This is a genomic window from Geobacter sp. AOG1 (assembly GCF_019972315.1).
In the GTDB taxonomy this organism is placed as follows: Bacteria; Desulfobacterota; Desulfuromonadia; order Geobacterales; family Geobacteraceae; genus Geomobilimonas.
Window position 1 is genome coordinate 894,701 of the sequence record NZ_BLIZ01000001.1, and the last position, 16,528, is coordinate 911,228.

Consider the following 16,528-nt stretch of genomic DNA (forward strand, 5'->3'; position numbering starts at 1 on the left):
GCCGGTTTTTCTGGCCTTTACATTTGTCGACCGGCTGTGCTAGCCTTGGACAAATTCAATCGGGTTCCGTACGGGAGCGCTATTTCACTGGCTACCCCGGCATGGCACCACAGGAGACACCATGCAGCGTAAAGCCCTCGCCCTTCTCTCAGGAGGACTCGACTCCACCCTAGCCGTCAAGGTCATGCTTGAGCAGGGGATCGCGGTTGAGGCCCTCAATTTCACCTCCCCCTTCTGCACCTGCACCGGCAAGAACGCCGGCTGCAAATCGGAGGCCGTCCGGGTCGCCGGCGAATTCGGCATCCCCATCAAGGTCCTGCACAAGGGGGCGGAGTATCTGGACATCATCCGCAACCCCCGCCACGGCTACGGCAAGGGGATGAACCCCTGCATCGACTGCCGCATCTATCTGCTCCGGAAGGCCAAGGAGTACATGGCGACATGCGGCGCCGATTTCGTCATAACCGGCGAGGTGCTGGGACAACGCCCCATGAGTCAGCGGCGCGACACCCTGCGGGTGATCGAGCGGGAGAGCGGCCTGGAAGGGCTGCTCCTGCGCCCCCTTTCGGCCAAGCATTTCCCCCCCACCATCCCCGAGCAGGAAGGTTGGGTGGACCGGGAGAAGCTTCTTGCCATCCAGGGTCGCTCCCGCAAGGAACAGATGCAGCTGGCCGACGACCTGGACGTGAAGAACTATCCCTGCCCTGCCGGCGGCTGCCTCCTGACCGAACTCTCCTTCGTCTCCAAGGTGCGGGACGTGTTCGACCACGCTGACCAGGTCAACCTGCGAGACTGCAGGCTCCTCAAGGTCGGGCGTCATTTCCGGATCGGACCGCGAACAAAAGTGCTGATCGGCCGCAACGAGGCGGATAACCAGCTGCTGGAAGGCGCGTTGCAGGACGGCGAGCTGGCGCTTCGCTGGAACGAGGGGGGTAGTCCCCTCGGCGTAGTGACGGGCATAGTGGAAGACCATCTGGTGCAGACCGCCGCCAGGATACTCCTTCGCTACACCAAGGCGGAACCGGGGCGCGACTGCACGGTAAAGCTGCTTCTAAACGGCGGTGAGGAACTGCAACAGATCACCAATGACTTCACCGAGACCGAGATCGAAGGCTTCCGTATCTGAAGGCAGGCCTGTGGAGACGTTGCATGCAACGTCTCCACAGGCCTGTCAGGGTTGTTTCGGTTCCCCCACTGCCGGCGTCTGGTCATGGCCGCCGGCATCAACACCCTTGTTTTCCTGCCCGTCTGCCGGCCCGCCCGATGGCGCCCGATCCACCGGATGCACCGATTCCGCCGGCGGCGCGACGTGCACCTCTCCCTCTTTTACACCACTGCTCAGGTTCTTAAAAACCGGTTCCTGTTCGATGGTCTTATCCACCTTCTGCTGCATCCTCCCTACGTTGGGGATTTCCGCCAGCGCCTGGTGGTACTCATCCTCTGACAGCACCCCTTTGCCCCGCAGGAGTCGCAGAATCATGTCAGAACGCTTCAGCACCTTTCCCAGGTTTTTGTAGGGATTGTAGGCCACCCGCGGCCCGGGGAGCATGGCGGCAAGGAACGCGCACTCCCGTGGCGTGAGCTCCGCCGCCGATTTCCCGAAGTAGTACCGGGCGCCATGACCTATCCCGTGTACCATCGGCCCCAGTTCGACCACGTTGAGATAGAGTTCGACGATACGCCCCTTGGTCAGTTCCTGCTCCATCCGCCTGGCCAGGATGATCTCCTTGATCTTGCGGCTGATGGTCTTCTCCCGCGACAGAAAGAGGTTCTTGGCCACCTGCTGGGTGATGGTAGAAGCGCCGCGGGCGAGACGCTTCTTTTCCAGATCGTATTTGATGGCATTCTTGATCGCCTTGACGTCAATCCCCTCGTGCTTGTAAAAATTGGCATCCTCCGCCAGAATCACCGCCCATTTCATTTCGGCGGGGATGCTCCCCGACGGCGTCCAGTCTCTATTTTTCGGACCCACCACGAAGGGGTGGCTTTTACCCTGCCAGTCCCTGACCTGGATGGTCATGACCGCGCGCCGGTTCTTCAACTCCTCAACCGACGGGAGAAAGAAGATGGATATACCGATGTAGACGGCATAGAGCAGGATTATGCCGCACAGAACGATACCTGCCTTCTTCACGGACATGCCGGGTCTTTTCATGGCTCTCCGTCCCCGTCACGCACGGCTGCCATGCGGGCAGCCAGCAGAATGGCCGCAACCATGCTCCGGGGGTTGGCCTTTCCCGTTCCGGCCAGATCGTAGGCAGTACCATGGTCAACGGAGGTACGGATGATGGGGAGTCCCAAGGTAACGTTGACGCCGTCATCGAAATGGAGGAGCTTTAGCGGGATGAGCCCCTGGTCATGGTACATGCAGATCACCGCATCGTACCCCCCCTGCACCGCGAAATGGAAAAGGGTGTCGGCCGAAAGCGGACCCACGGCATCGATCCCCTCGGCGCGGGCGGCCGCAATGGCAGGAGATATGACTCGTGCCTCCTCGTTCCCGAACAGCCCCCCTTCTCCGCAGTGTGGGTTAAGGGCGAGTACCGCAAGCCGCGGATTGGGTCGAAAATAGCGGTTCACATCCCGGTGCGTGGTCCTGATCGTAGACAGCACCCTGTCGAAGGTGACTAGTTGGGGAACATTGGCCAGCGCCTCATGGATCGTGACGAGGGCCACTCGCAAGCGATCTCCAGCAAGCATCATGACAAACTGGTCCGTACCCGTCAACTCCGCCAAGAGTTCGGTATGCCCCGGATAGTGGTGGCCGGCACGGTTGAGCGCCTCCTTGTTGATGGGAGCGGTGGCCATCCCCGCAACCTCGCCGGCAAGGCAGAGTTTCGCCGCAGTCGTTATATAGTCGTACATTGCCGCGCCACTTGCGGGAGAGGGCGCTCCGAACACCATGTCGCCAGGCGACAGTCGTGACAGCGACCGCAGGTAGATGCGATCGGTACGGTCATCAGCCGGAGGAATGCCGTCATCGAGGAACTCAACCGCCAGTGGCTCGCCCGTGATGGCAAGTGCCCGTTCCATCACCGATGGGTCGCCGAGTACCAGAGGCCGGCATCTGTGCTGCACCTCGGAATCACGAAGCGCCTTGGCGATTATTTCGGGGCCCACACCGGTCGGGTCTCCCATGGTAACAGCAATAACAGGTTGTTTCATCGTTGCCTCGCTGCCTGCACTGTAGCCAGAAGGCCGAGATTATACTACAACAACCTCCCGGTGTGCCGGCAAAAAAAAAAGAGTGGCGAATCCGCCACTCTTTTATACCACTCCTCAATTCTGGTCTATCTGTTGCCGCTCTTGCCGGCGACCTGGATTCTGGTCACGGCACGCTCCAGCGCGGCTTCATAGACGCGGAACTGCTTGTCCTCGGGATTCAAGCGTTTCAACGCTTCTTCGGCACGGCCAAGAGCAGCCTTGGCACGCTCAAGGTCGATTTCGTCGGCCCGTTCCGCGGTTTGCACCAATACGGTTACCTTGTCATCCTCGACCTCGAAGTATCCCCAGTTCACGGCCAGGTGGCTGACCGCACCATCCTTTTTATAGACAAACTCGCCGATTCTGAGTGAGGTGAGAAACGGTGCATGCCCCGGCAGCACACCGAATTCGCCGATGGCGCCAGCGGCCGTAATCTCGTCCACCTCTTCGGAAAGGACCTTTTTATAGGGTGTTACCAGTTCAAGTTTCAGTTTTTCAGCCATATATCAAACCCTTTGGGCGCTGGACACTGGGCACAGGTACAATCTGGAACCTGGAGCCTGATGTCTCGTGCCTGACTAATTTATACTGCCAGTTTCTTGGCTTTTTCCAGGGCTTCTTCTATCGTACCGACCATGTAGAACGCCTGCTCGGGGATGTCGTCGTGCTTTCCTTCGACGATCTCCTGGAACCCTTTGATGGTATCCTTGAGCTCGACATATTTGCCCGGTGAACCGGTGAAGGCCTCCGCAACATGGAACGGCTGGGAAAGGAACCGCTGGATCTTCCGTGCACGGGCAACTACCAGCTTGTCCTCCTCGGAAAGTTCGTCCATACCGAGAATGGCGATGATGTCCTGGAGATCCTTGTACTTCTGCAGTACGTACTGGACCTGACGGGCGATGGCGTAGTGCTCTTCCCCGATGACCTGGGGATCGAGAATCCGGGACGTGGAGTCCAGCGGGTCAACTGCCGGGTAGATGCCGAGCTCGGCAATCTGCCGGGAGAGAACGGTCGTGGCATCCAGGTGGGCGAATGCGGTGGCCGGAGCCGGGTCGGTCAAGTCGTCGGCAGGAACGTAGATAGCCTGGACCGACGTGATGGACCCCTTGGTGGTTGAGGTGATCCGTTCCTGCAGCTCACCCATCTCGGTGGCCAGGGTCGGCTGGTAACCGACGGCGGAAGGGATACGGCCGAGGAGCGCGGAGACCTCGGAACCTGCCTGGGTGAAACGGAATATGTTGTCGATGAAGAGGAGCACGTTCTGCCCCTCTTCATCACGGAAGTACTCGGCGATGGAAAGGGCGGAGAGGGCAACACGGGCACGGGCACCCGGCGGCTCGTTCATCTGGCCGTATACCAGAGCTGCTTTGTCGAGAACCCCCGACTCCTTCATCTCCATCCAGAGGTCGTTTCCTTCGCGGGTCCGCTCGCCAACACCAGCAAAGACGGAGAAGCCACCGTGCTGTTTGGCGATGTTGTTGATCAGCTCCATGATGAGAACGGTCTTGCCGACGCCGGCACCGCCGAACAGGCCGATTTTACCACCGCGGGCATAGGGAGCGAGGAGGTCAACAACCTTGATCCCTGTAGTGAATGCTTCTACCTTGGTGGACTGGTCCACGAAAGCAGGTGCTTCGCGGTGGATGCCGTATTCCTTGTCGGCATTGACCGGGCCCATTTCGTCGACCGGGTCGCCGATGACGTTGAGAATCCGGCCGAGGGTCTTGCGACCGACCGGCACGGAAATCTGCTTGCCCGTGTCGAGAACGCCCTGACCCCGGACGAGACCGTCGGTGGAGTCCATGGCGATGGTCCTGACCGCGTTCTCTCCCAGGTGCTGGGCAACCTCGAGCACCAGGTTGTTTTCTTTGTCGTCAATCGCAGGGTTGGTCACCCGGAGCGCATTGTAGATAGGGGGCAGCTTGCCCGGCTCAAACTCAACGTCGATAACCGCGCCGATGACCTGCGTAATTTTACCGATGTTCTGACTCATGTACCCTTTTCCTCCTGCGGCCCCCTGTGGCGGCCTCTATTGTGTAAAATCCAAATTAGCCTTTGATTGATTCGGCGCCGGAGATGATTTCCATCAGCTCAGTGGTGATGGCCGCCTGGCGTGCCCTGTTGTACTGCAGGGTCAGCTTGCCGATCATCTCCGTGGCGTTCTTCGAAGCGCTGTCCATTGCCGTCATACGGGCCCCGTGCTCGGAAGCGACGGACTCCAGCAACGCCTTGAAAATCTGCACCTCTATGTGCTTGGGGAGAAGTTCCGCCAAGAGCTCACCTTTGGAAGGCTCATAGATGTATTCCGGCACGTACTCCTCTTCTTCAGATTCAGCAGGGCTTATGGGAAGAAGCTGCTCCAGGGTGATATCCTGGGACATGACGCTCCGGAAGGCATTGTAGAGGATAAAGACTTCGTCGTACTCCTCGTTCAAAAAGCCTTCGATCACTTCCTGCCCGAGCAGCGCTGCAGTCTGATAGCTCAGGCTGGAGAAGACGTTGCTGTAGTTCTTGTAGACCGTGCGACGGTTTTTCAGGAACTCGTAACCTTTTCTCCCGACCGTCATGACACTGATCTCGGAGAATTCAGCACTCCGCTCCCTGACGAAACGCTCGGCAGCTTTGCAGATATTAGCATTGAAGCCGCCGCACAATCCGCGGTCGGAGGTGACCACGATGAGGAGGGCCTTTTCAGCCGCCCGTTTCTGCAAAAGCGGGCTGCTATCACCGTCCTGGCTCTTGGCCAGCCGCTCCAGCACCTCGCCGAGCTTCTTGGCGTAGGGGCGGGCAGCGACCACGTTTTCCTGGGCGCGACGCAGCTTGGCCGCCGAGACCATCTTCATGGCCTTGGTGATCTGTCGGGTATTTTTAACCGACACTATGCGCTTTTTGATACTCTTAAGGCTTGCCATACGGAGATCCCGTCCTTACGTTACGCGGTAAATTCTTTCTTGAACTCTTCCAGAGAGGCAATAATCTTGGCCTTCAGATCGTCGTCGATGGCCTTTTTATCGCGCAATTCGGCCAGAACATCGCTCTTTCTGGCATCGAAGAACGTATAGAGCTCGGTCTCATAACGCCGCAGGGAAGCAACCGGGTAGTCATCCAGGAAGCCGTTATTGGCCGCGAAGATGATGAGGACCTGCTTCTCGTTGGGGATAGGCCGATACTGGGGCTGCTTGAGAATCTCTACGAGACGCTCACCCCGGGCCAGCTGCATCTGGGTCGCCTTGTCCAGGTCGGAACCGAACTGGGCAAAGGCTGCCATTTCACGGTACTGGGCCAGATTGAGGCGCAGCGTACCGGCAACCTGCTTCATGGCCTTTACCTGGGCGGAACCGCCGACGCGAGAGACAGAGAGACCGACGTTGATGGCGGGACGGACGCCTGAGTAGAACAGGTCGGACTCCAGGTAAATCTGGCCGTCGGTAATGGAGATGACGTTGGTCGGAATATAGGCGGACACGTCACCGGCCTGGGTCTCGATGATGGGGAGTGCCGTCATGGAACCGGCACCGCACTCGTCGGAAAGCTTGGCGGCACGCTCGAGGAGACGGCTGTGGAGATAGAAAACGTCACCCGGATAGGCTTCGCGCCCGGGGGGACGACGGAGGAGCAGGGAGAGCTGCCGGTAGGCGACCGCCTGCTTGGAAAGGTCATCGTAAATGATGAGGGCATGCTTGCCGTTATCACGGAAGTATTCACCCATGGTTACACCGGTGTACGGGGCGATGAACTGGAGAGGTGCAGGTTCGGAAGCGGTTGCCGCCACAATTATGGTGTAATCCATGGCGCCATGTTCCTGCAGCTTGCTCACAACCTGGGCAACGGTGGAACGCTTCTGCCCGATGGCGACGTAAATGCAGACAACGTCTCCACCCTTCTGGTTGATGATGGTATCGAGGGCAACGGCGGTCTTGCCGGTCTGCCGGTCACCGATGATCAGCTCGCGCTGACCGCGGCCTACCGGAACCATGGAGTCAATCGCCTTCAGACCGGTCTGCATCGGCTGATGGACCGACTTGCGCTTGACGATGCCGGGGGCCTTTACCTCGACCTTGCCGAACTTGTCGGTGTTGATCGGGCCCTTGCCATCGATCGGCTGGCCGATGGCGTTGACAACGCGGCCAACAAGGGCCTCGCCCACCGGAACCTCGACGATCCTGCCGGTACGCTTGACCGTGGCGCCTTCCTTGATGGTCTCGTTGTTCTCACCGAGGATGGCGGCACCGACGTTGTCTTCTTCCAGGTTGAGAACCATCCCGGAAACACCGCCCGGGAACTCCAGCAACTCGCCGGCCATCGCCTTGTCGAGACCATGAATACGGGCAATACCGTCACCGACGGAGATGATGGTGCCGGTTTCGGCGACCGCCACTTCCTTGCCGTACTCCTTGATCTGCTTCCTGATAATTTCGCTGATTTCTTCCGCTCTGATTTCCATAGAAAGATCTCACCCCTTCTGTAATATATCTTCGATTCTGTCTAACTGGGTTCGTACACTGCCGTCATACACCTTGTCGCCGATCTTGGTCACCACGCCGCCGATCAGGGCCGGGTCGACCTCTACCTGCAACACGACCTGCTTGCCGGTAGACTTGGCAAGGGCCGTCTTTATCTCTTCCACCTGTCCCGCCTCAAGCTGCATGCCGGAAGTAAGCACCGGCCGGATGATGCCGGAAAGCTCATCGGCAAAAGCGCTGTAGCTTGCCGCTATCTGCGGGAGAAAGGCAATCCGGCTCCGGTCGAGTAGGAGCTGCAGAAAGTTCCCCACCATGGTAGAGAGGCCAGTCTTGCCGATGACATCCTTGAGTATCTCTTTTTTCGCCTCTATGCCGTAGGCAGGATTGCTGAAAATGGCCGAAAGTTCGGGGCTGGCTTCCAGCAGGGTCGCAACCAGGGAGAGTTCGCCGTTAAACTTCTCGACCGCCCCATCCTCAGCTGCCAGCTGCACCAGCGCCTTGGCATACCGTCGTGCAATAGCGTTCGTGATCAATGTAACTCCACCACCTTGGTAAGATATTCGCCAACCAGACGATCCTGGTCGTCTTTCTTGATCTTCTCCCGGAGGGTCTGCTCTGCAAGCTGAACGGCAAGCCGGGCCGCCTCGCCCCTGAGCTCCGCCTGGGCCCGCGCCACTTCCTGGCTGGCGGACAACTTGGCCTGCTCCTTGATCCGCTCTGCGGTCAGCTTGGCTTCGGCGACAATGCGCTCTTTCTCCAGTTCGCCCTCTTTTTTGATGGCGGCGCAAATCTCATCGACCTCGGCGTTGGCCTTGGCAAGCCGGTCGCTGTATTCGGCAAATTTCCGCTCCGCTTCGGCCCTGGCCTCCACTGCTTCCTTGAGGGCCTTTTCGATGGCGACCTGACGGGCTGCCAGGGAACCTTTGACGTCGGCCTTCTTAACTCCCCAGGCGATCAATATGAAGAGCGCGGCAAAGTCGATGACCCGCCACATGAAATCCTTCATCTGGGCTGCGGCATGGCCTCCCTGGTGGGCACCTTCTCCCCCCTCGGAGGCGAAACCGGCCGTAGCCAGACCGACCAGCAGCAGGCAGACCGCTGCCGCCATGACCCACGATTTCCAGCCGGTATTCCGCTCACGGCATATCATCTTACAGACTCCTTCCAAGGACTTTCTCGCAGATTTCGAGGGAGAGCCCGCGGGCCTGCTCACGCAAGAGCTCCTTGGCATCGGCAGCTTCCTTGGCCACCTTCTCCTTGATAGTCGCCAGGGTATCGGCGGCTTCCTTCCGGGCCTTCTCGAGAACGGCCGATTCTTCAGCCTGGGCCACCTTCTTCAGGGCGTCCCGCTCACCATTGGCCGCAGTCTTGGCCTCGCGCATACGTGCCTCGTAAAGGGCCACCTTCTCCTGTACATCACGGTCAACTTCGGCGGCCCGCTCCCGGGCACCGCTCAGTTCAGTCGCCCGGTCCGCCAGCACCCGGCGGATCGGTTTGAACAGGAAAACGTTCAGGATCAGTACCAGCACCAGGAAGTTGACCAGCTGGATAATGAAGGTCAAATCTAGATTGATCACCCTGCCACCTCGTGTCGTTCTTTTGTATACAGTATACAATCCGGCGTCCCTCTGCGGACCTCCGGACTAAAAGCTTAGGATAGCTATCACACGATACGTGCGATGTCAAGTTTTTTATACACCTTAAAGAACTCGGATCTGCCAGAACTCTGCTGAGGTTGTGATTATTTGTTCAGGATATCGAGGAGCCGGTCAAGTTCGCCCGGAGAGGTGTAAAATATCTCGATCTTCCCCTTCTTGCCACTCTGATGGATGGCAACCCTGGTCTTGAAGTGCCGCTTCAGCTGCTCCATCAGGTCGGTGATGTGGGGATCGGGTTTCGGCGCCGCCTTGGCCGGTCTGTTGGCCTTCAGCCGCTTGACCAGGTTTTCCGTTGCCCGGACAGTCAGGTCTCCCTTGAGGATCTCCTCCCGGGCCTGCTTCATCTGTTCCGGCGAATCAAGGGCCAGGAGGGCACGGGCATGGCCCATGGCAAGACGCTCCTCCACGATGTCACGCTTGAGTTCGGTCGGCAGCTTCAGAAGCCGCAGGGAGTTGGCTACGGTGGAGCGTTCCTTGCCAACCCTTTTTGCCAGCTCCTCCTGAGAGAGCTCGAACTTGTCCAGCAGTGCGTGATAGGCTTCCGCCTCTTCCACCGCGTTCAGGTCCTCCCGCTGAATATTCTCGATGAGGGCCATCTCCAGGGCGGTATCGTCCGACACATCCTGGATGACCACCGGCACATCTCGCAGCCCAGCTTTCTGGGCAGCCCGCCAGCGCCGCTCCCCGGCAATCAACTCGTAGTGGTCGGACTTCTTGCGCACCACCAGAGGCTGGATAATCCCCTTTTCGCGGATGGACGCCGCCAGCTCTTCCAGCTTCTCCGGCACGAAGGTCTTGCGCGGCTGCCCCTTGTTCGGGCGTATCTCTTCGATGGGGCAAGAGAAGTAACTCTTGTTGTCCTCCGCGGCCACCGGCAGCAGGGCGGCCATGCCTTTTCCCAACCCGGTCTTCTTAACCATTGCTCCCCTCTTTCCTGAGGACTTCCTTGGCAAGCTCCAGGTAGCTGGCAGCTCCCCGGGAGGTAATATCATAAAGGATTATCGGTTTGCCGTGGCTGGGAGCCTCGGACAGCCTTACATTCCGCGGAATCATGGCCGCAAAGGTCTCCCGCGGGAAATGGGTCCTGATCTCCTCGCTCACCTGACGGGAGAGATTGTTCCGGGCATCGAACATGGTGAGGAGTATTCCCTCGATTTTCAGGGCCGCATTCAGTCCCTTCTGGACAAGGCGAATGGTATTGAGTATCTGGGATAGCCCTTCCATGGCGTAGAATTCGCATTGCAGGGGGATCAAGACCGAATCGGCAGCCGTCAGGGAATTGATGGTCAGGAGGTTGAGGGAGGGAGGGCAGTCGATGATGATGTAGTCATACCTGTCACGAAGTGCTTCCAGTGCCTGCTTGAGCTTGAGCTCCCGCGCCATCGCCGCCACCAGTTCCAGTTCCGCCCCCGCCAGATCGGCGGTAGCCGGCAGAAGATCGAGACCTGCAAATCCGGTTGGAATGATGGCACCGGCCGGATCGGTCTCGTTGATGAGGACGTCGTAGACTGTTTCCCCCAGCCCCCCCTTGTCCACACCGACACCACTACTGGCGTTCCCCTGTGGGTCCATGTCGATAAGGAGGGTCTTCTTCTCCGCCGCGGCAAGGGAAGCGGCGAGATTGACCGAGGTGGTGGTCTTCCCCACCCCCCCCTTCTGATTGGCGATACAGATCACTTTTGCCATAATTTGCGCTTAATTTCCGGTAAGTTATGCGACTAGTACGGCAGGAGACGACGTGCGGATTCGAGAGCACCGCACGGTACCACAAAATATCTCCCAAGAAAAGGGATTTTTCTTTTCCACCGCAACCCCTTTCCTGATGTTACGTCGCTTAAACGGCGATTTCATGAAAAATTATGACTATAAGGCACCACGTGTCATCTCCATGCGAATCAACGGCAGCATTTTTGACTTCGGTCAAACCGTGCCCGAACGCATCGCGCTAGACTCCCCCCATCATCACACAATGGGGAGAATCACCATGAAACGTATCTACGGCGTTATGCCTGCCATCATCGCCATCCTCCTGACGGTGCCCGCCACGCAGTCCCTGGCGTTTCAATGCAACGAATGTCACAGCAAGAACCCGGCCATGGTCCGCATGCATGAGGCGCTGCGGGGGCGAGGGTGCTTCGACTGCCACAAGGTCGGCCAGAAACTCATGGGTAAGGGCCAGCCGACGGACCGCGACTCCCTGTTGACGCGGCGTAGCAGCGATCCCCTCTGCGTGGAGTGCCACAAAAAATAGCGGCCGCACCCATTCCAGCATCCACCTTTTTGCTTGCGGTCGGAACCGCACCGGCTATACTTGCAGGGAAATCGCACCTTTGGAGGCCGGCATGCCCAGGTTCCGCGACCTGCACATCAGCACCAAGTTCAACATCATCATGTCCCTGCTCCTCATCGTCCTCTTTCTCGCGGCGGCCTTCATGACCTACCGGCGGCAGCAGGCACTGATCCTCAAGGTAGCGGTGGACAACGCCCGCAGCTTCGCCCGTCAGATCATCGAAACCAGGGATTACATGTCGAGCGTCGTGCGGGGTGAGCCGGAAAAAAACTACGCTCTCGTCCCTCAGGTGGTTGCGACCCGGGTGGCGAAACGGATCACCAGCGGCAGCAAGTACTACGTCCGCCAAGTGTCCCTGCGCTACCGCAACCCAGAAAATCGCCCGGATGACTATGAAACCGCCCAGCTGCGGATCTTCGCCAGCAAGGATGGCGGTGAAACCTATCGGGTCATCAAGGTACGCGGACAGGAGGCATTTCGCTACATGCTCCCCATGGTGGCGGAAAAATCCTGTCTGGAATGCCATGGCGACTACGACAGCGCCCCACCCTTCGTCCGCGCCCTGTTCCCCCGCGGTCACTTTTCTTTCAACTACAAACTCGGTGAAGTGATCGGGGCGGTCTCCGTGACCATACCCATGGCCGACCTCTACCGGGAGATCGGCACCAACCTGGAACTCGAACTTCTCTATCGTGCCGTCATTTTCTTCATCATCATCCTGATCATGGGAACCCTGATCCGCCGCACCGTCATTAATCCCGTCACTCTCGTCTCGGCCACCATCACCCGGGTCACCCGTACCGGCAGGTTCGACGAGCGGATTCCTCAAAAATCCAACGATGAGCTGGGACAGCTGGTCGGCACCTTCAACGCCATGATGGAAGAGCTGGAGCACAAGACCCTCCAGCAGCAGGAATCGGAAGAACGCTATCGGGGGATGATCGAAATGGCCCACTCCGCCATCGTGACCTTCCTGGAGGACGGCAAGATCGTCATCGCCAACCAGGAAGCGGAGCGGTTGTTCGGACTCAGCAGACAGGACCTGCTCGGGGAAATAATCTACGGATTCCTGATGGATGGGAGCGACGTGGAGAAGGGGATTCGGAAATTCCTCCAGGAGGGGCATGGCGGCGGCGTGGGAGAAACGACATTCCACCACTTCCAGGACCGGCGCGGTGGGACAACATCCGTGGAAATCGCCCTCTCCGCATCACGGGCCGCCCAGAAAACCATGTTCACCGCTATCCTGCGCGAGGTGTCCCGGTCGTAACCGTCGGGAGATTTCCTGTCGCGGCGGCTGTATGCCAGCACGTTCAGATGCCACAGTGTGGGGCGCCCCGCTTTTCCAGATATCTCTGGTGGTATTCCTCCGCCCGGAAAAACTCCTCCGCCGGGACGATCTCCGTCACGATGGTCCGCCGATGACGCCCCTGTTCACGGTCCCGGGAGAGCCGAGCCGCGTCAGCCTGGGCCGGAGTGTGATAAAAGATCGCCGAGCGGTACTGGGTACCCACGTCGGGCCCCTGCCGATTGAGAGTCGTCGGGTCGTGCATCCCCCAGAACACCTCCAGCAGCGCTTCGTAGGAGACCTTCGCCGGATCGTACTCCAGCTGCACCGCCTCCGCATGACCTGTCATCCCGGTACAGACATCTTCGTAGGTCGGGTTCGTCCTGTTTCCGCCGGTGTAGCCGACCATGGCGCCGATCACCCCCGCAACCCTGCGGAATGCTGCTTCCACCCCCCAGAAACATCCTGCCGCGAATGTCGCCATCGCCATCGTCATCCCTTCTTTCCCGGCACAGTGCCCCCATAGCCGCGCAGCACCTCCAGAAACTCCCCGCCATACCGGCCGAGCTTGTGTCCCCCCACCCCGTTGATCCGGAGCAGCGCCTCCGGGTCAGTCGGCCGAAAAGCCGCCATCTCCATCAGTGTGGCATCACCGAAGATCACGAAAGGCGGGACTCCGGCCGCGTCCGCCAGCTCCTTGCGAAGGGAGCGCAAAGACTGGAACAACCCTTCGTCATAGGCGATACTGCCGGCACCACGCCGAGGGGATTTGGCGGGAGCCACCGGTTTCTCACGGGGACGTGCCAAGTGCAGCCGCTCTTCACCCCGCAGAAGAGGCCGGGCCGCTGCTGTCAGCTTCAGTACTCCATAGCTGGCAAGGTCCTGTTCCAGGTAGCCCAGGTGTACCAGCTGGCGGAGCAGCCCTCCCCAGAGTTCGGGAGAAAGCTCCTTGCCGATGCCATAGGTGGAGAGCCGGTCATGTCCCAGCTGGAGCAGCCGCTGGCTGCGGGAGCCGCGCAACACGTCGATCACGTGCCCCATGCCGAAGCGCTGGCCGACCCGATAGACACAGGAAAGTGCCTTTTGTGCCTCTTCCGTCGCATCGAAGCGCTCAGGCGGGTCGAGGCAGACGTCGCAGTTCCCGCAATCCTCCCCCAGTGACTCGCCGAAATAGCCGAGGAGCACCCGGCGCCGGCAGGTCACCGCCTCGGCGAAGCCAACCATGGCGTTGAGTTTCTGGAGTTCGATCCGGTTCTGGTCCGGATTTCCGCCGTTTTCGATGAGGCCGCGGGCCACCGCGATATCCCCGTAGCCGAACAGGAGCAGCGCCTCGGCGGGAAGGCCGTCCCGCCCGGCACGGCCGGTTTCCTGGTAATAGCTCTCAATGTTCTTGGGGAGGTCGTAATGAACCACGAATCTGACGTTGGGCTTGTCGATCCCCATTCCGAAGGCGACCGTGGCCACCACCACTCGCAGCTCGTCGCGCTGGAAGGCCTCCTGGACCCTACTCCTCTCCCCGTCCCCCAGGCCGGCATGGTAGGGAGCGGCGGCGATCCCGGCCGCGACCAGGCGACCTGCCACCTCCTCCACCCGCTTGCGGGAAAGGGCATAGACGATCCCCGCGTCTTCGGGAGGGCGGCCGGCCAGGAATGCCTGGAGTTGATTGAACGGCTTCTGTTTGTCCACGACGGTATAGCGGATGTTGGGGCGGTCGAAACCGGTGACGTGACAGGTGGCCCGGGTCAGCCCAAGGCGGCGGATGATATCGGTGCGGGTCTGGGCGTCGGCGGTGGCGGTGAGGGCAAGGAGCGGCACCCGCGGAAAGAGCTCCCGCAGGCGGCCGAGCTGGACGTAGTCGGGGCGGAAATCGTGACCCCACTGGGAAACGCAGTGGGCCTCGTCGATGGCGAAGAGGGAAAGGGGGATATCCTTGAGCCGCTCCAGGAAAGACTCCCCCATGAGCCGTTCCGGCGCGACGTAGAGGAGGTCGAGATCGCCTTGGTGAAGCCTGGCCAACACCCGTTGCGCCTCACGTTCCGTGAGGGAAGAGTTGTAAAACTCCGCCCTCACACCGTTGGCCTGCAACGCATCCACCTGATCCTTCATGAGGGAGATGAGGGGTGAGACCACCAGGGCCACCCCCTGCCGGTGCAGGGCGGGAATCTGGTAGCAGAGGGACTTGCCGCCGCCGGTCGGCATCAGTACGAAACTGTCCTCCCCCCGGATTACCCCAGCAATGATCTCCTCCTGGTGGGGACGGAAAGCGTGGTAGCCGAAGACGGCGCGGAGGGTTTCAAGGGGTGCTTCAGGCATGGAGGTTGTCCTTATCCACCTATCACTCAATCTGGTCACAACTCCCGCAGCACCCGCAGGCCGAGGTAGACATAACGGCCGTCGGGGTTCCCTCGGCCGCGGGCCGAAGAGCGGACATAGCGCGGCTTGCTCCCGAAGGAGCCCCCCCGCTGCACACGCCGCTTGTCCTCTCCTCCCTGCCAGGCACTCCCGTCGGTTGGAGCACCTTCATAGCTCTCGTGCCAGTTGTCCTGACACCACTCCCACACGTTGCCTGCAGTGTCGAACAGGCCAAAGGGGTTGGCACCGAAGGCGCCGACCGGGGAGGTCAGCTTGTTGTCCCACTTGCTGCCGCACCCTTTGCAGTTGGCGCGGTTCTCACCTACGCTGAACCCCCACCAGTAGCGCTCTTCGATCCCGCCCCGCGCAGCGTATTCCCATTCCGCCTCGCTGGGGAGGCGGTAGCGCTGACCTGTCTGCTCGGAAAGCCAGCGGGTGTAGGCCACCGCATCATCCCAGGTGACGTTCATCACCGGACGGTGATCCCGTCCCCAGTTGGAAAAGGGGAACCAGCGCCGGCCGTCCTTCGGTTTTTCACGGCCGGTTGCCTGGCAGAACCGGTCGTATTCGGCAAAGGTGATCTCGTAACGCCCCATGGCAAAGGGGCGGGAGATGGTTACCGCATGCACCGGTTTCTCGTCCGGGTCACCACCGCCATTGATGGCCCCCATCCTGAAACTGCCGGCCGGGATTACCACGAGTTCCGGTCCGGGTGTGCCGTCACGGAGCCGGTCGCGCACCACCGTTCCCGCCGCCGGTTGCTCCTTCACCCCAGCCGCCTGAACTACCCCAGCGAGCCCCAGCAGCACGATTACCCCAATGAACACCCTTACCATTCTCGCCCCCTGAAAAACTACATTGAACTAACAAACGTCAGATTTGAGATAATCACATAGATGGTGAGGAGGCCGACGGCGAGTCGGCGTAAGCAAGCGTTCAAATATGGCGTTTGCATATACAAACAAAAGAGGGCTGGAAACCCAGCCCTCTTTTTTTACTCTCTCCACCATGCCGTTAGCTTTAGGGCCTCCGAGCGAGTTCCCTAACACGTGGGCGTCTCTGTATCGCTTCAGGCAAATCCCGCAGAGGGGCAGCACACCACGATCGATCAAGACCCCCGAACAAATGAGTATTCCGCCTGGGCATTGCAGCATCACGCACATGGCAGAGAGAAGCCGGTTATGTGGGAATCATTGTAACGCCGTGCCATCTTTAATGCAAGGGGCTAATTCTCCTCCGGGAATTGGTTGCATTTTTGTGGGGATTCAGT

The 16,528-nt window shown here is 59.7% G+C and carries 17 protein-coding genes and 1 other RNA gene; 3 read left to right on the forward strand and 15 right to left on the reverse strand.

Annotated features, from left to right (window positions below):
- The first annotated feature begins 121 nt into the window (after positions 1-121).
- Entirely contained in the window at positions 122-1,126 is a 1,005-nt protein-coding gene (locus LDN04_RS04040; protein WP_223906625.1) for a hypothetical protein, read from the forward strand.
- A gap of 45 nt (positions 1,127-1,171) precedes the next feature.
- Here LDN04_RS04040 and LDN04_RS04045 read toward each other — a convergent pair whose 3' ends face one another.
- The 11 genes from LDN04_RS04045 to LDN04_RS04095 all read right to left on the reverse strand — a co-directional run bounded on the left by LDN04_RS04045 (position 1,172) and on the right by LDN04_RS04095 (position 11,014).
- Complete coding sequence (locus LDN04_RS04045; protein WP_223913331.1) at positions 1,172-2,140, reverse strand: transglycosylase domain-containing protein; 969 nt, start codon at positions 2,138-2,140, stop codon at positions 1,172-1,174.
- An 11-nt stretch (positions 2,141-2,151) separates the two neighbouring features.
- Complete coding sequence (gene pdxA, locus LDN04_RS04050) at positions 2,152-3,165, reverse strand: 4-hydroxythreonine-4-phosphate dehydrogenase PdxA (protein ID WP_223906628.1); 1,014 nt, start codon at positions 3,163-3,165, stop codon at positions 2,152-2,154.
- Between the two features lie 125 nt (positions 3,166-3,290).
- A complete protein-coding gene (locus LDN04_RS04055) occupies positions 3,291-3,707 on the reverse strand; it encodes a F0F1 ATP synthase subunit epsilon (protein ID WP_223906630.1) in 417 nt (138 codons plus the stop codon).
- Between the two features lie 80 nt (positions 3,708-3,787).
- Positions 3,788-5,200, reverse strand: a complete 1,413-nt coding sequence (gene atpD / locus LDN04_RS04060) for a F0F1 ATP synthase subunit beta (protein ID WP_223906633.1) — start codon at positions 5,198-5,200, stop codon at positions 3,788-3,790.
- Positions 5,201-5,255: 55 nt separating this feature from the next.
- Positions 5,256-6,119 carry an ATP synthase F1 subunit gamma gene (gene atpG, locus LDN04_RS04065; protein WP_223906635.1) on the reverse strand — a complete coding sequence of 288 codons (864 nt, stop codon included), beginning with the start codon at positions 6,117-6,119 and terminating at the stop codon, positions 5,256-5,258.
- 20 nt (positions 6,120-6,139) lie between these two features.
- Positions 6,140-7,651, reverse strand: coding sequence for a F0F1 ATP synthase subunit alpha (gene atpA / locus LDN04_RS04070; RefSeq protein ID WP_223906638.1), 1,512 nt, complete (start codon positions 7,649-7,651; stop codon positions 6,140-6,142).
- Between the two features lie 9 nt (positions 7,652-7,660).
- Complete coding sequence (gene atpH, locus LDN04_RS04075; RefSeq protein WP_223906642.1) at positions 7,661-8,203, reverse strand: ATP synthase F1 subunit delta; 543 nt, start codon at positions 8,201-8,203, stop codon at positions 7,661-7,663.
- On the reverse strand, positions 8,200-8,820 hold the full coding sequence (locus LDN04_RS04080) for an ATP synthase F0 subunit B (RefSeq protein WP_223906645.1): 621 nt from the start codon (positions 8,818-8,820) through the stop codon (positions 8,200-8,202). Before LDN04_RS04080 ends, atpH begins: the two co-directional genes overlap by 4 nt.
- A 1-nt stretch (position 8,821) precedes the next feature.
- On the reverse strand, positions 8,822-9,247 hold the full coding sequence (locus LDN04_RS04085; protein ID WP_223906648.1) for an ATP synthase F0 subunit B: 426 nt from the start codon (positions 9,245-9,247) through the stop codon (positions 8,822-8,824).
- 164 nt (positions 9,248-9,411) lie between these two features.
- The gene (locus LDN04_RS04090) at positions 9,412-10,248 is read right to left on the reverse strand and encodes a ParB/RepB/Spo0J family partition protein (RefSeq protein ID WP_223906652.1); all 837 of its coding nucleotides are present in this window, start codon (positions 10,246-10,248) and stop codon (positions 9,412-9,414) included.
- Positions 10,241-11,014, reverse strand: a complete 774-nt coding sequence (locus LDN04_RS04095) for a ParA family protein (RefSeq protein ID WP_223906654.1) — start codon at positions 11,012-11,014, stop codon at positions 10,241-10,243. The genes LDN04_RS04090 and LDN04_RS04095 overlap by 8 nt, the downstream gene beginning before the upstream one ends.
- A 298-nt stretch (positions 11,015-11,312) precedes the next feature.
- Here LDN04_RS04095 and LDN04_RS04100 point away from each other — a divergent pair, with 298 nt between their 5' ends.
- Positions 11,313-11,579, forward strand: coding sequence for a cytochrome c3 family protein (locus LDN04_RS04100; RefSeq protein ID WP_223906657.1), 267 nt, complete (start codon positions 11,313-11,315; stop codon positions 11,577-11,579).
- 91 nt (positions 11,580-11,670) lie between these two features.
- Positions 11,671-12,888, forward strand: a complete 1,218-nt coding sequence (locus LDN04_RS04105; protein WP_223906660.1) for a DUF3365 domain-containing protein — start codon at positions 11,671-11,673, stop codon at positions 12,886-12,888.
- 43 nt (positions 12,889-12,931) lie between these two features.
- On the opposite strand, the gene msrA is transcribed toward LDN04_RS04105, so the two are convergent.
- From msrA to ssrS, 4 genes are all read right to left on the reverse strand, one after another.
- The gene (gene msrA / locus LDN04_RS04110) at positions 12,932-13,396 is read right to left on the reverse strand and encodes a peptide-methionine (S)-S-oxide reductase MsrA (protein ID WP_374045134.1); all 465 of its coding nucleotides are present in this window, start codon (positions 13,394-13,396) and stop codon (positions 12,932-12,934) included.
- 2 nt (positions 13,397-13,398) lie between these two features.
- Positions 13,399-15,219, reverse strand: coding sequence for a DNA helicase RecQ (recQ, locus tag LDN04_RS04115; RefSeq protein WP_223906665.1), 1,821 nt, complete (start codon positions 15,217-15,219; stop codon positions 13,399-13,401).
- Between the two features lie 35 nt (positions 15,220-15,254).
- Positions 15,255-16,094, reverse strand: coding sequence for a formylglycine-generating enzyme family protein (locus tag LDN04_RS04120; RefSeq protein ID WP_223906668.1), 840 nt, complete (start codon positions 16,092-16,094; stop codon positions 15,255-15,257).
- A 160-nt stretch (positions 16,095-16,254) separates the two neighbouring features.
- A non-coding RNA gene (gene ssrS / locus LDN04_RS04125) (6S RNA) lies at positions 16,255-16,432 on the reverse strand.
- Positions 16,433-16,528 lie beyond the last annotated feature (96 nt).

Bases quoted from the DNA above. Each gene is read 5' to 3' on its own strand.
- LDN04_RS04045 (WP_223913331.1), bottom strand. From the start codon at position 2,140: ATGTCCGTGAAGAAGGCAGGTATCGTTCTGTGCGGCATAATCCTGCTC.
- msrA (WP_374045134.1), bottom strand. From the start codon at position 13,396: ATGGCGATGGCGACATTCGCGGCAGGATGTTTCTGGGGGGTGGAAGCA.
- LDN04_RS04080 (WP_223906645.1), bottom strand. From the start codon at position 8,820: ATGATATGCCGTGAGCGGAATACCGGCTGGAAATCGTGGGTCATGGCG.
- LDN04_RS04120 (WP_223906668.1), bottom strand. From the start codon at position 16,094: ATGGTAAGGGTGTTCATTGGGGTAATCGTGCTGCTGGGGCTCGCTGGG.
- atpD (WP_223906633.1), bottom strand. From the start codon at position 5,200: ATGAGTCAGAACATCGGTAAAATTACGCAGGTCATCGGCGCGGTTATC.
- LDN04_RS04090 (WP_223906652.1), bottom strand. From the start codon at position 10,248: ATGGTTAAGAAGACCGGGTTGGGAAAAGGCATGGCCGCCCTGCTGCCG.
- atpG (WP_223906635.1), bottom strand. From the start codon at position 6,119: ATGGCAAGCCTTAAGAGTATCAAAAAGCGCATAGTGTCGGTTAAAAAT.
- atpA (WP_223906638.1), bottom strand. From the start codon at position 7,651: ATGGAAATCAGAGCGGAAGAAATCAGCGAAATTATCAGGAAGCAGATC.
- LDN04_RS04040 (WP_223906625.1), top strand. From the start codon at position 122: ATGCAGCGTAAAGCCCTCGCCCTTCTCTCAGGAGGACTCGACTCCACC.
- LDN04_RS04100 (WP_223906657.1), top strand. From the start codon at position 11,313: ATGAAACGTATCTACGGCGTTATGCCTGCCATCATCGCCATCCTCCTG.
- LDN04_RS04095 (WP_223906654.1), bottom strand. From the start codon at position 11,014: ATGGCAAAAGTGATCTGTATCGCCAATCAGAAGGGGGGGGTGGGGAAG.
- pdxA (WP_223906628.1), bottom strand. From the start codon at position 3,165: ATGAAACAACCTGTTATTGCTGTTACCATGGGAGACCCGACCGGTGTG.
- LDN04_RS04055 (WP_223906630.1), bottom strand. From the start codon at position 3,707: ATGGCTGAAAAACTGAAACTTGAACTGGTAACACCCTATAAAAAGGTC.
- recQ (WP_223906665.1), bottom strand. From the start codon at position 15,219: ATGCCTGAAGCACCCCTTGAAACCCTCCGCGCCGTCTTCGGCTACCAC.
- LDN04_RS04105 (WP_223906660.1), top strand. From the start codon at position 11,671: ATGCCCAGGTTCCGCGACCTGCACATCAGCACCAAGTTCAACATCATC.